Origin of the sequence: Pseudomonas sp. PvP089, assembly GCF_017875165.1 — a bacterium.
In the GTDB taxonomy this organism is placed as follows: Bacteria; Pseudomonadota; Gammaproteobacteria; order Pseudomonadales; family Pseudomonadaceae; genus Aquipseudomonas; species Aquipseudomonas fortuita.
In genome coordinates, this window is the sequence record NZ_JAGGME010000001.1 from 4665035 (window position 1) to 4680613 (window position 15579).

The 15579-nt window shown below is 64.9% G+C and carries 13 protein-coding genes; 11 read left to right on the forward strand and 2 right to left on the reverse strand.

What is annotated here, in order from left to right; all coding sequences use genetic code 11:
• The first annotated feature begins 272 nt into the window (after positions 1-272).
• On the forward strand, positions 273-2417 hold the full coding sequence (locus J3A71_RS21285) for an HAD family hydrolase (RefSeq protein ID WP_209953220.1): 2145 nt from the start codon (positions 273-275) through the stop codon (positions 2415-2417).
• Positions 2418-2511: 94 nt separating this feature from the next.
• Here J3A71_RS21285 and J3A71_RS21290 read toward each other — a convergent pair whose 3' ends face one another.
• Positions 2512-2703, reverse strand: coding sequence for a hypothetical protein (locus tag J3A71_RS21290; RefSeq protein WP_096425786.1), 192 nt, complete (start codon positions 2701-2703; stop codon positions 2512-2514).
• Here J3A71_RS21290 and J3A71_RS21295 point away from each other — a divergent pair.
• From J3A71_RS21295 to J3A71_RS21310, 4 genes are all read left to right on the forward strand, one after another.
• A complete protein-coding gene (locus tag J3A71_RS21295) occupies positions 2702-3484 on the forward strand; it encodes an aldolase (RefSeq protein ID WP_016485560.1) in 783 nt (260 codons plus the stop codon). The two genes, J3A71_RS21290 and J3A71_RS21295, sit on opposite strands and share 2 nt — an antisense overlap.
• A 44-nt stretch (positions 3485-3528) precedes the next feature.
• The gene (locus tag J3A71_RS21300; RefSeq protein WP_016485559.1) at positions 3529-4416 is read left to right on the forward strand and encodes a dihydrodipicolinate synthase family protein; all 888 of its coding nucleotides are present in this window, start codon (positions 3529-3531) and stop codon (positions 4414-4416) included.
• Between the two features lie 69 nt (positions 4417-4485).
• Positions 4486-5700, forward strand: coding sequence for a benzoate/H(+) symporter BenE family transporter (locus J3A71_RS21305; RefSeq protein WP_096425785.1), 1215 nt, complete (start codon positions 4486-4488; stop codon positions 5698-5700).
• A 58-nt stretch (positions 5701-5758) separates the two neighbouring features.
• The gene (locus J3A71_RS21310; RefSeq protein WP_096425784.1) at positions 5759-6961 is read left to right on the forward strand and encodes an MFS transporter; all 1203 of its coding nucleotides are present in this window, start codon (positions 5759-5761) and stop codon (positions 6959-6961) included.
• A gap of 114 nt (positions 6962-7075) precedes the next feature.
• Here the strand turns inward: J3A71_RS21310 and J3A71_RS21315 are convergent, their stop codons facing one another.
• Positions 7076-8383 (reverse strand): DUF2235 domain-containing protein, encoded by a 1308-nt coding sequence (locus J3A71_RS21315; RefSeq protein ID WP_096425783.1) that lies wholly within the window; start codon positions 8381-8383, stop codon positions 7076-7078.
• A gap of 231 nt (positions 8384-8614) precedes the next feature.
• Between J3A71_RS21315 and J3A71_RS21320 the strand changes: the two genes are divergently transcribed.
• The 6 genes from J3A71_RS21320 to J3A71_RS21345 are packed head-to-tail and all read left to right on the forward strand — an operon-like array spanning position 8615 to position 15429.
• Positions 8615-9574, forward strand: a complete 960-nt coding sequence (locus J3A71_RS21320; protein ID WP_016485555.1) for a MoxR family ATPase — start codon at positions 8615-8617, stop codon at positions 9572-9574.
• A gap of 4 nt (positions 9575-9578) precedes the next feature.
• Positions 9579-10523, forward strand: coding sequence for a DUF58 domain-containing protein (locus J3A71_RS21325; RefSeq protein WP_096425782.1), 945 nt, complete (start codon positions 9579-9581; stop codon positions 10521-10523).
• The gene (locus tag J3A71_RS21330) at positions 10520-11014 is read left to right on the forward strand and encodes a DUF4381 domain-containing protein (RefSeq protein ID WP_016485553.1); all 495 of its coding nucleotides are present in this window, start codon (positions 10520-10522) and stop codon (positions 11012-11014) included. Before J3A71_RS21325 ends, J3A71_RS21330 begins: the two co-directional genes overlap by 4 nt.
• Positions 11007-12083 carry a VWA domain-containing protein gene (locus J3A71_RS21335; RefSeq protein WP_016485552.1) on the forward strand — a complete coding sequence of 359 codons (1077 nt, stop codon included), beginning with the start codon at positions 11007-11009 and terminating at the stop codon, positions 12081-12083. The genes J3A71_RS21330 and J3A71_RS21335 overlap by 8 nt, the downstream gene beginning before the upstream one ends.
• Positions 12080-13798, forward strand: a complete 1719-nt coding sequence (locus J3A71_RS21340; protein ID WP_209953223.1) for a tetratricopeptide repeat protein — start codon at positions 12080-12082, stop codon at positions 13796-13798. Before J3A71_RS21335 ends, J3A71_RS21340 begins: the two co-directional genes overlap by 4 nt.
• Positions 13795-15429, forward strand: coding sequence for a BatD family protein (locus J3A71_RS21345; protein ID WP_016485550.1), 1635 nt, complete (start codon positions 13795-13797; stop codon positions 15427-15429). Before J3A71_RS21340 ends, J3A71_RS21345 begins: the two co-directional genes overlap by 4 nt.
• Positions 15430-15579 lie beyond the last annotated feature (150 nt).

The window sequence follows — 15579 nt, forward strand, 5'->3', positions numbered from 1 at the left end:
CACACGTATCCATCGCTACTTGCGCCCACTGCCTGCAAAACCGACTGCAGCCAGTGGGCGTGACCTCAAGGCCAAACCAGTTGCCCGCCTCGCCTCAAAGGTTACAAACCTGCTCTGCACCCCCCGCTCCGCCCCGCCTTACCTCTGCGTCACCCCTGAGCGCCCCCCTGTCGACCGTGTGCCCCCTACCTGACTGCCATCGCTGCAGCTCACACACCGTATTCGCCTGTTACAGGCGGGATGTATGACGCAACAACAAGGGGCAATACCCAATGCTTTTCTTTCACGGTAAACGCATTTTCAGCGCCATCTTCGATATGGATGGCACCCTCTTCGACACCGAACGCTTGCGCTTCAAGACACTGAAGCAAGCCTCTGTGGAAATCTTCGGCAAAGCGCTGAGCGAGGACACATTGATCGGCTCGCTGGGTTTGAGCGCGACCAAGGCCGAAGCCTTGGCCAAGGCGCATAACGGTGAAAACTTCCCGTACGCCGAGATTCGCAAACGCGCGGATGAACTTGAGCTCGAATATGTGCGCAATCACGGCGTACCCAAAAAGGCCGGCCTGCTGGAGGTACTCGAACGCCTGCGCAAGTCGGGGTTGACCATGGCAGTGGCCACCTCCAGCCGCCGTGCCATTGCCGAGGAATACCTGATCAATGCCAATGTGCTGAAGTATTTCGACATCACTGTCTGTGGCGATGAAGTCAGCCAGGGCAAACCCCACCCCGAAATTTTCCTGAAAGCCGCCCGCGCGCTCAATTGCGAACCCGATCAGTGCTTCATGGTCGAGGATTCAGAGAACGGCATGCTGTCGGCCATCCGCGCCGAAGGCCAGGCGATCCTGATCGAAGACATCAAGCCGCCCGCTGCCCAGATCAAGGCAGGCGCACTCAAAGCCTACCGCAGCATGCATGAGTTTCTCGCCGACCTGAGCGAGTGCGTACCTGACTTGGGCATGCCAGCGTTGAGCGAGCCGTTCCCGGCTTCGTTGAACCAGTTCAGCGTGGGCATTCATGGCTTCGGCGCCATCGGCGGTGGGTACCTGACACAGGTATTTTCCCATTGGGACGGCTACACCCGGCCCCGTGAAATCATCGCCGCGACCCGCTCGCGCATGCTGCGCGAAAGCGTCAATGCCTTCGGCCGTTACAGCGTGCGCTACGGCGCCACTTCGTTCGACCAGACCATCGACAATGTACGCATGATCGACCTGGACGATGACGACGCCGTGATCGGCATGTACACCACTGCCGAAATTGTCGGCCTGAGCCTGCCCGAGCAGGCCATCCGCAACCAGGCGAAGGTGATCGCCAAGGGGCTGCTGCAACGTTTCGAACGACGTGGCCGTGAGCTGACGCTGCTGATCGTGCTAAACAAGGTAGGCGGCGCCGCGTTCGTGCGCCGCCATGTGCAAGCGGAGCTGGCATTGCTGTGCCCGCCGGCCATTGGCGAGCAAGTGCTGGAAAAGACCCATTTCGCCGAAACGGTGGTCAGCCGCATCGTCTCCAAGCTCAGCAATGACGCACTGGTACGGCAACTGCGCATCAAGTCGCAGATGTTCCAGAACAGCCTGGAAGACGAACCGGCAGTCGCCACAAAGGCATCCACGCCAGTGCCTGAGTACGAACGACTGATCGGGCGCTTCAGGCCTTTCGCCCAGCCGAGCAGCGCGATGAGCCAGTTGCACCTGATCCTGTTCAACAGCGAACCCGACATGCCGCTGTATGTAGAGCACGGCAGCGAGCTGCTCGAGCGCCTGCGCCAGGTGAAGACGGTGCCTGACATCACCCAGATCCAGGTCATCAAGAACCGCCTGTGGAACGGCCCACATGCCGTTGTTGCCTGGTACGCAAGCCTGCTGGGCCATGATTCGGTGGGCCAGGGTATGGGCGACGCGCGTGTCAGCGAACTGGCCGAACGCCTGATTCGCCAGGAAGTCGGGCCCGCACTGGTGGCGGAGTACCCACACATGGCCGAAGTGGTCAGCCGTTTTGCCGATACGTTCCTTGAGCGCTGTGCAACCTCGTTCAAAGACCCTTGTGCCCGGGTGGGGCGCGACCCGTTGCGCAAGCTTCAGCGTAACGAACGGATCCTCAGCAGCATCGACCTTGCACGCAAACACGGTATCGAAACCCCGGCACTGACGTTTGGCGCGGCCTTGGCCATTCACCATGCGTTGCGCTGCGAAGACAGCAAGGACCAGGAAGCCCAGGCGATCAGACAGGTTTATCGGGAAAACGACGCCAGCGTTGAGGCCGTGCTTACCCGTGACGGTGACTGTAATGGCAAGCGTTTTCCAGGATTGCACCCGATCAGGGATGAGCAGCTGATCACCGCCATTTCAGAGGCGTTTCGACAGTACCCGCAAAGGGATATGGCAACCAGGCGGGACGACCTTTGCATAGGCGCATGAGGTACTGCATAAGCCTGCAACCCGCGCAGTGAATGGCACGGGCTTCGCCCGTGTTCGCGGGGCAAGCCCGCTCCCACAGGGATCGCGCCAGCTTTTAGAAGTTAAGCAAGACAGTTGCTCCCACCTTGATCGCGCTAGCTTTCAGAGGGTTGCCAGCCAGCCCCCCTTTTTGAATGACACAATGCTTGCGAATGACACAAAGTGTCATTAAGATCGCCATGTGTCCTGGCGACGCCATCACGACGAACAGCCAGCGCCCGCCCTTTCCCATGCAGGTACCGCCCATGACGACCACCATGCACATCCCCAAGGACCAGTTGGTCAAGCTGGCCCAGCAGCAGATGCTGACGGCCCTGGCCGACAACACCTACACCGCCCGACAAAAGCTTGCCCTCACCTGCCGCATCCTGTTCGATGGCGGCCACGACTCCGGCCTGGCCGGGCAGATCACCGCTCGTGCGCAGGAACCTGGCACCTATTACACCCAGCAACTGGGCCTGGGCTTCGACGAAATCGCTGCCTCCAACCTGCTGGTGGTGGACGAAGACCTCACCGTCCTTCAAGGCCGCGGCATGGCCAACCCGGCCAATCGCTTCCATAGCTGGCTGTACCGGGCCCGCCCCGACGTCAACTGCATCATCCACACCCACCCGCTGCACAGCGCCGCCCTGTCGATGCTTGAGGTGCCGTTGGCCATCTCGCACATGGATCTTTGCCCGCTGTTCGACGACTGCGCATTCCTCAAGGAATGGCCAGGCGTACCGGTGGGCAACGAGGAAGGTGAAATCATCGCGAAGGCGATTGGCGACAAGCGTGCAATCCTGCTCTCCCACCACGGCCTGCTGATTGCCGGTGGCTCGATCGAGGAAGCCTGCGTGCTCGCCCTGCTGTTCGAGCGCGCAGCAAAGATGCAATTGCTGGCCATGGGCGCCGGTGACATCCGCCCCATCCCTGAGGCACTGGGCAAAGAAGCCCACGACTGGATCTCCACCCCCAAACGTCATGGCGCCGCGTTCAGCTACTACGCACGCCGTGCCTTGCGTGCCCATGGCGACTGCCTGGGCTGATCGAAGCTGTACTCTTTCCTCAACAACGGCAAAGGTGCCTGGTCATGTCTACACCTGTAATTCGCGGCGTTATCGGCTACACCATCACTCCCTTCACGGCTGAGGGCACGCTCGACCTTGATGCCCTGGGCACGTCCATCGACAGCCTCATCGCAGACGGCGTGCACGCCATCGCACCGCTGGGCAGCACCGGCGAAGGGGCCTACCTGTCCGACAGCGAATGGGAAACCGTGGTGCGCTTCAGCCAGGCACGCATTGCCGGCCGCGTACCCAGCGTGGTCAGCGTATCCGACCTGACAACCGCCCGTACCGTGCAGCGTGCCCGCCTCGCCCAGGCCTGCGGTGCCACAGCAGTGATGGTGCTGCCCATTTCCTACTGGAAGCTCACCGAAGCCGAAGTGGTTGCCCACTACAAGGCCGTCGGCGCGGCCATCGACATTCCGATCATGCTCTACAACAACCCGGGCACCAGCGGCACCGACCTGTCGGTGGAGCTGATCCTGCGCATCCTCGGCGAAGTGCCCAATGTGACCATGGTCAAGGAAAGCACCGGTGACATTCAGCGCATGCACCGCCTGTTCAAGGCCACCGACGGCCGGGTGGCCTTCTATAACGGTTGCAACCCGCTCACCCTGGAAGCCCTGGTGGCTGGCGCCACGGGCTGGTGCACCGCCGCACCCAACCTGATACCAGCCCTGAACCTGGCGCTGTGGGACGCCGTGCAGCAAGGCGACCTGGCCCAAGCGCGCGCGCTGTTCTACCGCCAGTTCGAGCTGCTGGAATACATCACCCGCCGTGGCCTGCCCACCACCATCAAGGCCGGCCTGAAAATGCTCGGCCAGGATGTCGGCGCGCCGCGCCTTCCCCTGCAGCCGCTGGATGCGCAAGGCAGCAACTACCTGAAAAGCCTGCTGACCGAACTGGCCAACTGACCTTGAAACCTGCCCGGCGGCACCTCGCAGCCGGGCCCCTGCTGCACCCGACCTTCACCAGAGGCAACCATGGACGCGCCTGCACATAGCTCTTCAACCCCGTTTCGGCCTACAGACCTCCTTCACCCCGTGATAGCCGGGCTCGTTTCGGTCATCGTCAACTATGGCGGCACCTTCATCCTGGTGTTCCAGGCGGCCAAGGTGGCCGGGCTGAGTCCAGAGCTGACGTCATCATGGGTCTGGGCCGTGTCGATCGGCGTCGGCCTCAGCGGCCTGTTGCTGTCCTGGTACAGCCGCGAGCCGATAATCACGGCATGGTCCACGCCAGCCGCAGCTTTCCTGGTCACCGCCCTGGCCAGCGTGCCCTACAGCGAAGCCATCGGTGCCTACCTGCTGTCGGCCGCGGGCTTCGTGGTGCTGGGGCTGAGCGGGTGCTTCGAGCGCCTGGTGCGGGTGGTCCCTGGCGGCATTGCCGCCGGGCTGCTGGCGGGCATCCTGCTGCAGTTCGGTATCGGCGCCTTTGCCAGCCTGTCGCTCGACCCCGTCCTGGCCGGGCTGCTGATTGCGGCCTATGTGGCATTCAAACGCTTCACCGCCCGTTATGCCGTGGTTGGCATTCTGCTCCTGGGCCTGGGCTACCTGCTGCTGCAGGGGCAAGCAGGCCTGACGGCATTGCAGCTGGAATTCGCCTCACCAGTGTTCACCGCGCCCACCTTCACCCTCAACGCCGCCCTCAGCGTGGCCCTGCCATTGTTCCTGATCACACTCACCGGCCAGTACATGCCAGGCATGCTGGTGCTGCGCAACGACGGTTTCAAGACCAGCGCCAACCCGATCGTCGCGGTCACGGGCCTGGGCTCATTGCTGATGGCGCCATTCGGTTCCCACGCCTTCAACATCGCCGCTATCACGGCGGCCATCTGCACCGGCAAGGAAGCCCATGAAGACCCGGGCAAGCGCTGGGTGGCGGGGATTGCTGCCGGTGTCTGCTACATCGGCGTGGGGGTGTTCGGGGTCACCCTGGCCAGTGTGTTCATGGCGCTGCCAGGTACCTTTATCACGACTCTGGCCGGCCTTGCCCTGCTGGGCACCATCGGTGCCAGCCTGGCCGGCGCGATGGCGGATGCCAGCTCGCGCGAAGCGTCACTGATCACCTTCCTGGCGGCGGCGGCCAACATCAGCCTGTTCGGCATTGGCGGGGCCTTCTGGGGACTGGTCATTGGCCTGCTGGCGTATGCCGTGCTGAACGGGCGCCTGCCACGCGCCAGCCGTTCATCCCGATAGACAGCTTACAACCAACCTACCCTGCGCCCTGTATCCACGCCGTTCGACAGGTATCGACATGCCCCAAGCTGGCCCCAAGCTTCTTACCCAAATTGCTGCCGTGCACTTTGTCAGCCATGTGCACATCATGCTGATCCCGGCATTGCTGCCCGTCCTCCCCGGCCTGCTGGGTGTGGGGTTCGTCGAGCTTGGCGTGGCCCTGGCGGTGTTCAACATCGTCTCTGCCTTGGTGCAGGCACCGTTGGGCTTTGCCGTCGACCACTACGGTGCGCGCAAGGTGCTCAAGGCCGGGTTGCTGCTGGGCAGTCTCAGTTTCCTGATGCTGGCGGTCAGCCCCGGCTATGCGGTATTGCTGGTAGCGATGGCCTTGGCCGGGCTGGCCAATGGCGTCTACCACCCTGCCGACTACGCGTTGCTGGTCAACGGCATTGAGGCAGGCCGCCTGGGGCGATCGTTCTCGATCCATACGTTCGCCGGTTTCCTCGGTTCGGCGGTAACGCCAGCGGTATTTCTCGGCATCGCCGCCGTGTTCGGTACCCAGGCCGCCCTGGCAGCAGGTGCGGTGGTAGGTATTGCCGCGCTGCTGCTGATCTCTGTGCCACGCAGCGGCATTTATCAGGTTTGCGGGCATGGCAACAAAAGTGACGCTGGCCTTGGTGCTGCGCCTGGCCGCGTGCGCTTGCTCACGCCGATGATCGGTGTGTTGACGGTGTTGTTCATCCTGCTGAACCTGAGCACCAGTGCCATCGAGAAGTTCTCCGTGGCCGCCCTGGTCCAGGGCCAAGGCCTGACCCTGGCCTGGGCCAACACGGCGCTCACGGCGTTTCTGCTCAGCAGTGCAGTGGGCGTTTTGTGCGGCGGAGCCCTGGCTGACCGCACCCGCCGCCATGGCCTGGTGGCGGCCATGGCCTTTGCCCTGGCGGCGGCGCTGACGACGCTGGTGGCGCTGGGGCTGGTGCGGGACTGGGCATTGGTAGCGGTACTGGGGGCCATCGGCTTGCTGACCGGGGTCATCGCGCCGTCGCGGGACATGCTGGTCAAGGCGGCGGCACCCCGTGGTGCCGAGGGTAAAACCTTCGGGCTGGTCTCGACCGGCTTCAACATCGGCGGCGCTCTCGGGCCCATTGCATTCGGCTGGATGCTCGATCAGCGCCTGCCCGAAGGCATCTTCATCGCTTCGGTGGTGTTCATGCTGCTGACCGTGCTGCTGACCCTGGCGCAGGAGGCATATTTAGCCAGTAAGCGTCGCCAGCTGGCTTAGACCCTAGGGCTGCTTTGCAGCCCTTTCGCCGGCAAGCCAGCTCCCACAGGACTCCACACCTCTTGAGTGCGGCGCGATCCGTGTGGAAGCCGGCTTGCCGGCGATGAGGCCGGTTCAGGTTGATAAAGCTACCGGGTTCGGATGCACCACCCGACCGCCTGCCGCTGGCCGGTTGATGAACAACATATCCAGCACACTGTTGCGCAACCCCTTCAGCGCATTCCAGTTCGCCGAGGTGTGCACATACCTGTCACGCAACAACCGCTGCTCATCCCCGGTCAGGCCAGGCTGTTCACATTCGCCCAGGGCAAACGCATGCAACTTGCGGCTGATCTCCAGCAAATCAGCCGGCACCCCATGCTCAGCCTGCCCACCCAACGGCTCAAACGGCACCCCCGCACGCACCGCCAGCTCACGCATGACACTCAGGTACACCCGCGAAAGCTGCCCCGCCACCTCCCGCTCCCGGTACACCGCCGCATACACCTGCTTTTGCGCCTCCTCTGGCCGCCCACCGGCAATCGCTTCTTCCCAGGTAATCACCCGCGCGCCCAAGCCGCCAAATGCCGACGCCAACAACGCACTTACCTTGGCATATGCGCGGGTCTGTTCAGCGCAGACGCGCCGCATCACACGCTGTGACTGCGGTTTGCACAGCAGTACCCGCTCCTGCGTACTGCTCGGGTAACCACCACCAATATTCGAATGCACACCCGGCAACACGATGTCGTGACCGCTGCTCACCAATGGGAAGTTGTGCCGCTGCTCATCCCCCGCCACCAGTTGCACCACATGACGGGCAATGCCGCTACCCAGGCCCAGCCGCAAGCCGCCATGGCGGTCGTCGGCAGGGTCGAAATCGCCCTGCAACGGCGCAATGATCGCAGCCACGGTGTCGAACAGGCCGATGAAATTGATCGTGATACTGCACGGTACTGCCAGCAGCCTGGCGCCGTCGTCGTGCAGCAGATTTGCCAGATGACGCACTGCCGCCGCACCGCGGCTGAAGCCGAACAGGTCGAACTCGACCTGCGCCAGCATGGCCTGCGGATGCGCCCGGCGCCAATCGCGCAGTTGCCCGGCAAGCCCCGCCAAGGCTTCGGTAACCCGCGCTTGCGCCCCCGTGTGGCCACGCCCGGTGGCCGAGGCATAGGTGCCATCCGCCTCACCGGCTCGGGTACCCACCCCCTCCACATAACATTTCAGAAACGCCATGGCCCCGCCCGTATCGGCCGCCTGCGCCGGGTACAGCGCATGCAACAGGGCCACATTGCTCAAGGCGTTGGCATAACTGGCGCCTTTGTCGCCGTTCGCATCCGCCGATATCGCATTGTGCTGGTTGTTACCCGTGCCGTCGAAAAACACGCCGAACCTCAAAGTGAGCGGCGCAGCGGCTTCATTACTGCAGCTGTTCAGTTCCATCGTTGTGCTCCTGCTTGCGTCAGAAGCACAAGCAGGCGCCAGGACCCCGCCGCAGAACATCGGCCTTTGGCCAGCCACTTGCAGGACATTTCTGTATATACAAGGCCCAGGGCTGGATAAATTTCCCAGCCGCCATTGGTCGCCACCCCCCCGGATGGATTAAAGTATCACCCCTTGCCAGGGCAGCTGCCTTCAGCCCCGCCTGCGGCCCCATACCAGGAACCGTCACTGATGGAACACCGTGAAGCGCTGACCGCGCTGCGCACCTTTCTTTCTACCCAGATCCTAGGCCAGGAGAAACTGGTCGAACGGCTGTTGATCGTGCTGCTGGCCGACGGCCACATGCTGGTCGAAGGTGCCCCGGGCCTGGCCAAGACCAAGGCCATCAAAGAACTGGCCGAAGGCATCGAGGCGCAGTTCCATCGCATCCAGTTCACCCCAGACCTGCTCCCGGCCGACATCACCGGTACCGAAATCTACCGCCCGGAAACCGGCAGCTTCGTGTTCCAGCAGGGGCCGATCTTCCACAACCTGGTACTGGCCGACGAAATCAACCGCGCCCCGGCCAAGGTGCAGTCGGCACTGCTCGAAGCCATGGCGGAGCGCCAGGTCAGCGTGGGCCGCAGCACCTACGACCTGTCGCCGCTGTTCCTGGTCATGGCCACGCAGAACCCGATCGAGCAGGAAGGTACCTACCCCCTGCCCGAAGCCCAGCTCGACCGCTTCCTGATGCACGTTAAAATCGGCTTCCCCGACGCAGCCGTGGAGCGGCGCATCCTGGCGCAAGCACGTGGCGAAGCGCTGGGCGGCGAAACCAAGCCCGAGCGCCGGGTCAGCCAGCAGGCCATCTTTGCTGCGCGCAAGGAAATCCTCGGCCTGTACATGGCCGACGCGGTGGAGGAATACCTGGTGCAACTGGTGATGGCCACCCGCACCCCGGCCAAGTTCGACACCGAGCTGGCCGACTGGATCGCCTACGGCGCCAGCCCACGCGGTTCCATCTCGCTGGACCGCTGCGCGCGTGCCCACGCCTGGCTGGCCGGGCGGGACTTCGTCAGCCCCGAAGACATCCAGGCCGTGCTGTTCGACGTGCTGCGCCACCGCATCATCCTGTCGTTCGAGGCCGAGGCGGCGGGGATCGACCAGGACCGTGTGGTCCAGCGCATCCTCGACGTCGTCGCCGTTGCCTGACCCAATGCCCACCGCGCAGCTGGCCGAACCCGGCATCCGCATCGGCCTTGCCGAGCTGATCGACATGCGCCACCGCGTGCGCGAAATCCAGCTGTTTTCCAAGCCCGGCCAGCGCAGCCCGCTGGTGGGCCTGCACCATTCCAAGCTGCGCGGGCGCGGGGTGGACTTCGACCAGGTGCGCGTGTACCAGGCCGGCGACGATGTGCGCAACATCGACTGGCGGGTCACTGCACGCACCCAGGAACCGCACACCAAGCTGTTCCACGAAGAGCGCGAGCGGCCGATCTTCATCCTCGTCGAGCAAAGCCAACGGCTGTTCTTTGGTTCGGGCCTGCTGTTCAAGTCGGTGCTGGCGGCCCAGGCTGCGGCACTGTTCGGCTGGGCCGCACTGGGCCACAACGACCGCATAGGCGGGTTGGTGTTCGGTGACAACGACCCTCACGAAATCAAGCCCCGGCGCAGCAAGCAGAGCCTGCTGCAACTGCTCAACCGCCTGGCCAAGGTCAACCAGTCGCTGCACACCGAAGCCGTGCCCCAGGCCGACAGCCTTGGCCTGGCCCTGCGCCGGGCGCGAGAGGTACTGCGCCCTGGCAGCCTGGCCATTGTCATTTGCGACGAACGTGCGCTGACCGCGCAGTGCGAACAGCACCTGGCCATGCTTTCGCGCCACTGCGACTTGTTGCTGCTACCAATCTCCGACCCGCTCGACCACGCCCTCCCTGCCGCCGGCCTGTTACGCTTTGCCCAACGGGGCGCGCAGCTGGAACTCGACACCCTGGACGCCAACCTGCGCCAGGCCTATCGCAAGCAGGCCGAAGCACGCATCGAGCGCTGGGAGCTGATGGCCCAGAAACTGCGCGTCGTGTTGATGCCGCTGAGCACCCAAAGCGACATGATCGAGCAACTGCGCGAGTACCTGAACGCCCAGCGGCCAAGGAGCGCGTCATGAACCCGCTCGACCAGTTGCACCCACTGATCGAGCCTGCGCCTGTCGGCCTGTGGCCGCCGGCACCGGGCTGGTGGCTGCTGCTGGCCGTGCTGCCATTGCTGGGCTGGGGCCTGTGGCGGCTGCGCCGCTGGCGCCCGGGCAAACGCCGCATCGTGCGCGCCGAACAACCGCTCGACCCGGTGCGCGTGGCCGCCCTGGCCGAGCTGGCGCGCCTGCCGCGCCCCTACGACGGCGCCCCGGCCGGCGCCTGGCTGCAACAGATCAATGCCCTGCTCAAGCGCCTGTGCCGCAGCCACTACCCGGGTGCCAACAGCCACACCCTCAACGGCCGCCAGTGGCTGGCATTTCTCGACAACCGCTGCCCGGCTGCCGGCCTGACCCGCTGGATGATACTGGTCGAAGGCGCCTACAAGCCTGAGTGCAAGCTCGACGACAAGGCCATTGCCGGGCTCAGCCAGGCCGTCGAAACCTGGATCCGCAAGCATGTTTGAACTGGCCTGGCCGTGGGTCTTCGCCCTGTTGCCGCTGCCGTGGCTGGCGCGCCTGCTGCTGCCGGCCGCCGACAGCGGGGAGCCGGTGCTCAAGGTAGGCTTCCTCAACGAGCTGGAAGGCCTGGCCGGGCGCCGCGCACGGCTCAACCTGCCCACCTGGCGCCAGCAGGCGCCGTTCGTGGTCATCTGGTTGTTGCTGCTATGCGCCGCCGCCCGCCCGCAATGGCTGGGCGATCCGGTGCCGGTGGCCGCCAGCGGCCGCGACCTGCTGGTGGCGGTGGACGTGTCCGGGTCGATGGACTTCCCCGACATGCAGTGGAAAAACGAAGACATCAGCCGCCTCGACCTGGTCAAGGCGCTGATGGGCGACTTCTTGCAAGACCGTGAAGGCGACCGTGTGGGCCTGATCCTGTTCGGCAGCCAGGCCTACCTGCAGGCGCCGCTCACCTTCGACCGGCGCACCGTGCGTACATTCCTGATGGAGGCGCAAATCGGCATCGCCGGCAAAAACACCGCCATCGGTGACGCCATTGGCCTGGCGGTCAAACGCCTGCGCCAACGGCCAGCACAAAGCCGGGTGCTGGTGCTGATCACCGACGGCGCCAACAACGGCGGGCAAATCCACCCGCTGACCGCTGCCCGCCTGGCCGCCCAGGAAGGGGTGCGTATCTACACCATCGGCATTGGCGCCAACCCCGAAGCCAGTGGCACCCCCGGCTTGCTTGGCCTGAATCCGAGCCTGGACCTGGATGAGGCCTCGCTCAAGGAAATCGCCGACATCACCCACGGTGCCTATTTCCGTGCCCATGACGGCGCCGAACTGGGCGCCATCGGCGACGCCCTCGACCAGCTGGAGCCGGTAGCCCAACAGCCTACCCAGGCACGCACGGCCCAGGCCCTGTACGCCTGGCCCCTGGCCTTGGCGCTGCTGCTCAGCGTGCTGCTGGTGGTGGCCGTGCAATGGCCCGACAACCTGTTGCAACGCCTGCTGCGCAAGCCGCGTTTCCTGCAGCCGCACCCGGAATGGCGCCAGCGTCTGAAGCGCCTGCGCCTGAGGAGGCGGCGATGATCGAACTGTGGCCCCAATGGCTTCGCCCGCTGTGGTTGCTGGCCGTGCCGCTGCTCGGCTGGCTGCTGTACAAGCTGTGGCACCGGCGCAAGCGCGCCGGGCGCTGGCAGATGATCTTGCCACCGGCCTTCCACGGCGTATTGCTGGGCGGTGGCAGCGGCAGCGCAAGCAAGCTGCCGTGGATAGCACTGGGCCTGGCCTGGGCGCTGGTGATCCTGGCCCTGCTCGGGCCCAGCTGGCAGCGCGTGGAAGAAAACCGCCAGCGCCCGGCCGACCCCTTGGTGATCCTGCTGGAGCTGACCCCGCAGATGCTCGCCGACGACAGCCCGCCCAACCGCCTGGAGCAGGCCCGGCGCAAGGTGCTCGACCTGCTCGAACGCCGCCGTGACAGCCAGACTGCGCTGGTGGTGTATGCCGGCTCGGCGCACACCCTGGTGCCGCTGTCCGATGACCTGGCCACCACCCGCAACCTGCTGGAGGCCATCGACCCGTCGATCATGCCAAAACCTGGCCAACGCGCCGACCTGGCCGTGCAAAAAGGCCTGGCCTTGCTGGCCCAGAGTGGCCTGGGCCAAGGGCGTTTGCTGTTGATCGGCTCGTCGCTGAGTGCCCAGGAACGGCAAGGCATCAGCCAGGCCCTCGGCCGTCAAGGCCCAAGCCTGCTGATGCTGGGCATTGGCAGCCGCGAAGGCGCGCCGGTACGCCAGGCCAGCGGCGAATACCTCAAGGACGACCAGGGCGGCATTCTATTGCCACGGCTGGACAGCGCCAGCCTCAAAGGCTTCATCAACGGCACGGGCGGACGCTACCGGCATGCCCGCATCGACGACCTCGACCTGCGCGGGCTGGGCCTGTTCGACAACCCGCGCACCGCACGCAATGACGGCCAGACCCTGCAACTGGACAGCTGGGCCGACCAGGGTTACTGGCTGCTGATCCCGTTGTTGTTGCTGGCCGCCTGCGCCGGCCGTCGTGGCTGGCTGTTCTGCCTGCCACTGCTGCTGGCCCTGCCACAGCCGAGCCAGGCCTTTGAGTTCAACGACCTGTGGCTGCGCCCCGACCAGCAAGGCCAGCGCCTGCTGGAACAAAACCGCCCGGCCAGCGCCGCACGCCACTTCCAGAACCCACAGTGGCGCGGCATGGCGCTGTACCAGGCCGGCGACTATGCCGGTGCCGCCGAGGCATTTTCCCAAGGCGACACAGCCGCCGCCCACTACAATCGAGGCAATGCCCTGGCCCGCAGCGGCGAACTGGAGGCCGCCCTGGACGCCTACGAGCAAGCCCTGGAGCGCCAGCCAGACCTGCAACCGGCGCTGGACAACCAGGCGCTGGTGCAACAACTGCTGCAACAGCGCGAGGCCAAGGCCGAGGAGCAGTCAGCCAGCAGCGATGCCCAAGGTACACCCGGCAGTGAAACCGAAGGCAATAGCAGCTCGGCCAGCAGCCCGGCCCAAGGCACGCCCGGCAGCGACGAACAGGCCAACGCCGAACAACCCGGTGAAAGCAGCAATAACAACCAGGCCGCGCCCGGCAACCAGGCGGGTGCTGACGACAATGTCACCCAGCCGCCACAGCGCCCGGTTTCGACCAGCCTCGACACCGAGCAGCGCCAAGCCCTGGAACAATGGCTGCGGGAGATCCCCGATAACCCGGCGGAGCTGCTGCGGCGCAAATTCTGGTATGAACAGCAATTGCATCAGGAAACCCCACGATGAGTCGCTTCGGCGTCTTTCTGCTCACCCTGGTATGGGCCGTGCTGGCCCAGGCCGAGCCGCTGCTGCAAGCCAGCGTTGACCGCACCCGCCTGGAAGCCGGCGAGAGCCTGGAGCTGACCCTGGAAAGCCAGGACGTCACCGAGTTCGGCAAGCCCGACCTGCGCGCCCTGGAAGGTGACTTTGAAGTGCGCGGCACGCGCCAGCTGAACAGCCTGCACACCCTGGACGGTGAAACCCGCGCCAGTACCCGCTGGATCATCACCCTGCTGCCACGGCGCAGCGGCAGCCTGCGCATTCCCGAGCTGCAACTGGGCCAGTCGCACAGCCAGGCCATCGAACTGCAAGTGCTGCAAGCCGATGCCAGCCGCCAGGACAGCGCCTCGCAAGTGTTCATCGAAGCGACCCTGGACAGCAACGACGTCTACGTCCAGGCCCAGGCTGTGCTGACCCTGCGCATCTACCATTCGGTGGCGCTGTACGACGACAGCAGCCTCAGCCCGCTGCAACTGGAGAACGCCAAGGTCGAGCCACTAGGCGAATCGCGCACGTATGAAAAGGAAATCAACGGCGTGCGTCATGGCGTGATCGAAACCCGCTATGCGGTGTACGCCCAGCAAAGTGGCAGCCTCGATATTCCCTCACTGACCTTTACCGCCACTGCCGCCGCCAGCAACGACGAAGCGCCACAAGCCAATGGCACGGCGCGCGCCGGCCGCCAGGTGCAGGTCAGTTCGCTGCCCTTGCGCCTCACCGTGCGGCCGATTCCCGCGGCCTGGCCCGCTGGCGTACCATGGTTGCCAGCCCGCAGCCTGACCCTGGAAGAGCACTGGAACCCCGACCCGGGCAGCCAGCAGGTGCAGATTGGCGACTCGCTGACGCGCAACATCACCTTGCGTGCCGAGGGCTTGTCCAGCACCCAACTGCCGCCGCTGCCCGCCACAGAGATCATCGGCTTGCGCCGCTACCCTGACCAACCGCTGCTGCGCAACGAAATCAGCGAGCGCGGCATGACCGCCAACCGCGAAGAACGCGAAGCCCTGGTGCCGACTCACGCCGGTACGCTGACCTTGCCGGCGCTGGAAGTGGCCTGGTGGAACACCCGCGAAGACCATCTGGAACACAGCAGCCTGCCGGCGCGCACCCTGAATGTGCAGGACAACCCGGCGCTAAGCGCAGACACCCCTGTGGGCGACAACAGCAGCGCCAGCACCCTGCTGTGGCCTTGGCAACTGGCCACACTGGTGTTCGCCCTGACCACCGTGCTGGGCTTTGCCCTGTGGTGGCGCGCCCGCTCGCGGCCTGCGGTGCTGCGCGCGGCGCAGAACGGGCCAAGCCCACGTACCTTGCTGGACGACCTCAAGCGTGCGTGCCAGGCCAACGACCCCCAGGCCACGCGCCAGGCGCTGGATGCGTGGGCCCGGCAACAACCGGAAACCCTGGCCGAGATGGCCGCGCGCTTCGTGCCGTTGTCGGATGCGCTGGATGGGTTGAACGGGGCGTTGTATAGCGAGAGTGGCCAGTATTGGCAGGGTGAGGATTTATGGCGGGCGATTGGCACCATTCCGCCGGCTGAGCAGGTGCTGCTGCCGACGGGTGACAACGGCAGCTTGCCGCCGCTTTATCCCAAGTAATGCGCTGCCTGGGCCGACCTCTTCGCGGGTAAACCCGCTCCCACGCTGACCGCGCAAGCTTTTAGCGCTTGCGCAAGACAGCTGCTCCAACGATGAACTGCGAATACCTGGACGATACGGTTAAAACCATTCATCGCCGCGGAGCCGCTC